The 2,107-nt window shown below is 68.0% G+C and carries 2 protein-coding genes and 2 pseudogenes; all 4 read right to left on the bottom strand.

Going from position 1 to position 2,107, the window contains the following annotated elements; all coding sequences use genetic code 11:
* Window positions 1-538, bottom strand: a 538-nt coding sequence (gene dhaL / locus EOA38_RS34690) for a dihydroxyacetone kinase subunit DhaL (RefSeq protein ID WP_127301344.1), incomplete at its 3' end; no start/stop codon positions are given.
* Between the two features lie 5 nt (window positions 539-543).
* Window positions 544-1,551 carry a dihydroxyacetone kinase subunit DhaK gene (locus EOA38_RS34685; protein WP_127301343.1) on the bottom strand — a complete coding sequence of 336 codons (1,008 nt, stop codon included), beginning with the start codon at window positions 1,549-1,551 and terminating at the stop codon, window positions 544-546.
* A 156-nt stretch (window positions 1,552-1,707) separates the two neighbouring features.
* Window positions 1,708-1,851, bottom strand: a pseudogene (locus EOA38_RS40745) (four-carbon acid sugar kinase family protein); the annotation flags it as partial.
* 5 nt (window positions 1,852-1,856) lie between these two features.
* Window positions 1,857-2,107 (bottom strand): annotated as a pseudogene (locus EOA38_RS34675) (aminotransferase class III-fold pyridoxal phosphate-dependent enzyme); the annotation flags it as partial.

Raw genomic sequence — 2,107 nt, 5'->3', positions numbered from 1 at the left:
GACCCAGCGAGCGCTCGCCGAGCCGCGCGGCGCGGCCGACGGTTGCGATCATATCGCGTGTCGCTTCCGCGCCCTGGCGGGCGGCGGCGGCTATGGCGTCGGCGCTCTGGCCATTGACTGCCGCGTCGGCAGCCGGAGCCCAGGCATCGAGCATCGTCTTCTGCCCGGGTTCCGCCTTGCCGCGCTGGACGATGCCGTCGCGCATCGCCGCAATGACGGTCCGCAATTCGCCCCTCGGCATCGACCCGCGCGGACCCGCGGCCTTGCCGGCGCGCAGAAGGGCGGTCGCGTAGAGTGGTCCGGAGGAGGCGCCGACAGCGTTGAGAAAGCCCTTGGCGGCGGCATTGAATACATCCTGCAGCGTGCCCTCGGCAGCCTGGGCTGCATCGGCCGCGGCCTTCATGCCTTGTTCCATGGCAATGCCATGATCGGCGTCCCCTATTACCCCGTCGAGCGCGCAGAGCCTGTCGCGCTCGCTCGCCATCCGTGCGGAGAAGGCGCCGAAAAGGGCCTTCAAATCCCTGGTCGTAAACTCCATCTCGCTCAGCTCCGGAACATGGCGCAGTCGCAGGGATGGTCGATCATGCGCTGCAGTTCGTCATCGAGATGCATGATGGTGATCGAGGCGCCAGCCATGTCGAGCGACGTGCAGTAGGGGCCGACCAGCGTCTTGTGGACGACCAGCCCGGCAGCCTTCAGGCGTTCCGCGATCCGGGCGTTCAGGATGTAAAGTTCCATCAGCGGCGTCGCGCCGAGCGAATTGACCAGCACCGCGACGCGATCGCCGGCCGGCGCCTTCATTTCCGCCAGGATCGCGTCCATGATTTCGTCGGCGACGTCGTTGGCCGAGCGCAACGGCCCGCGCCGCACGCCGGGCTCGCCATGGATGCCCATGCCGATCTCCATCTCGCCGGCGGGCAGATCGAAGCTCGGCCGCCGCGTCTGCGGCAGGGAACAGGACGAGAGCGCCACGCCCATGGTGAAGGTGCGGTCGTTGGCGTGCCGGGCGATCCGTTCCACCTCGTCCAGCGGCATCATCATGTCCGCGGCCGCGCCCGCGGCCTTGAAGATGAAAACATTGCCGGCAACGCCGCGACGCTTTTGCCGCTGGTCGCGTGGCGCGGATGCGATGTCGTCGGTGGTCAGCACCGTGCGTGCCTCGATGCCTTCCATCTCCAGAAGCTCGGCGGCCATGTCGAAGTTCATCACGTCGCCGGCATAGTTGCCATACATGAACAGGACGCCGGCATCGCCGCTCGCGGCCATCGCCGCGTCGACCGCCGGCTGCGGAGGGGGCGAAGCGAAGACGTTGCCGATCGCGGCGGCATCCGCCAGGCCCTTGCCGACATAGCCCAGGAAGGTCGGCTCGTGGCCCGAGCCGCCGCCGATGATCAGCGCCACCTTGCCACTCCGCGGACCATGTCTGGCGACGACCGCACGCGGCGCGTTGTCCGGGCGCCAAAGATGCTCGGGATGCGCGGCCATGATGCCGGTCAACATTTCGTCGACCGCCGCGTTGCCATCGTTGATCAGCTTCTGGCTCAGGCTCATACGCTTCTCCCCTGCGCTGTTGTCGGCGGCGAGACTAAAGCGTTTCCCGGCCGCTTGGAACGTTCTGTTTTCTTGGCGGGAATACAGCCCGAAGGTCGCGAGGCGCGGTACGGTGCATCGTGCGGAACCTCGGAACGGTGGTGCAGCACGGCGCTGTCAACCGCCGAGACCGTCACGGATGGCCGAGAAATAGCAGTCGGTCCCGACCTGCCCGCCCTTCAGCGCGACTTCCAGCCCGTCGACCGCCACGATACTGGAATGGGCGACGCCGAGCGGCGAGCCGGGCGACGCCGGCAGCGGCCAGTTCAGCCCTGCGGCTGAACCTGCGGCAGCGCGGCGTCGAGCGACCGTTCGAACGCGTCAACCAGGGCGTCGACCTCAGCCTCGGTGATGATCAGCGGCGGACAGAAGGCAATCGCATCGCCCATGTTGCGCGAGATCACGCCATTCTGCTGCAGGAAGCCGTTGACCAGCGCGCCGAGCGCGGCGGGCTTGCCCCACGGCGCCTTGCTGGCCTTGTCGGCGACCAGCTCGACGGCGGCGATGAGGCCGACGC

This window comes from Mesorhizobium sp. M1E.F.Ca.ET.041.01.1.1, assembly GCF_003997355.1.
Classification (GTDB): Bacteria; Pseudomonadota; Alphaproteobacteria; order Rhizobiales; family Rhizobiaceae; genus Mesorhizobium.
The sequence above is the reverse complement of the archived record's forward strand: the minus strand, read 5'-3'. Positions and strand labels throughout refer to the sequence as shown.

Excerpts from the sequence above, each read along its gene's own strand:
- EOA38_RS34685 (WP_127301343.1), bottom strand. The coding sequence starts at position 1,551 with ATGAGCCTGAGCCAGAAGCTGATCAACGATGGCAACGCGGCGGTCGAC.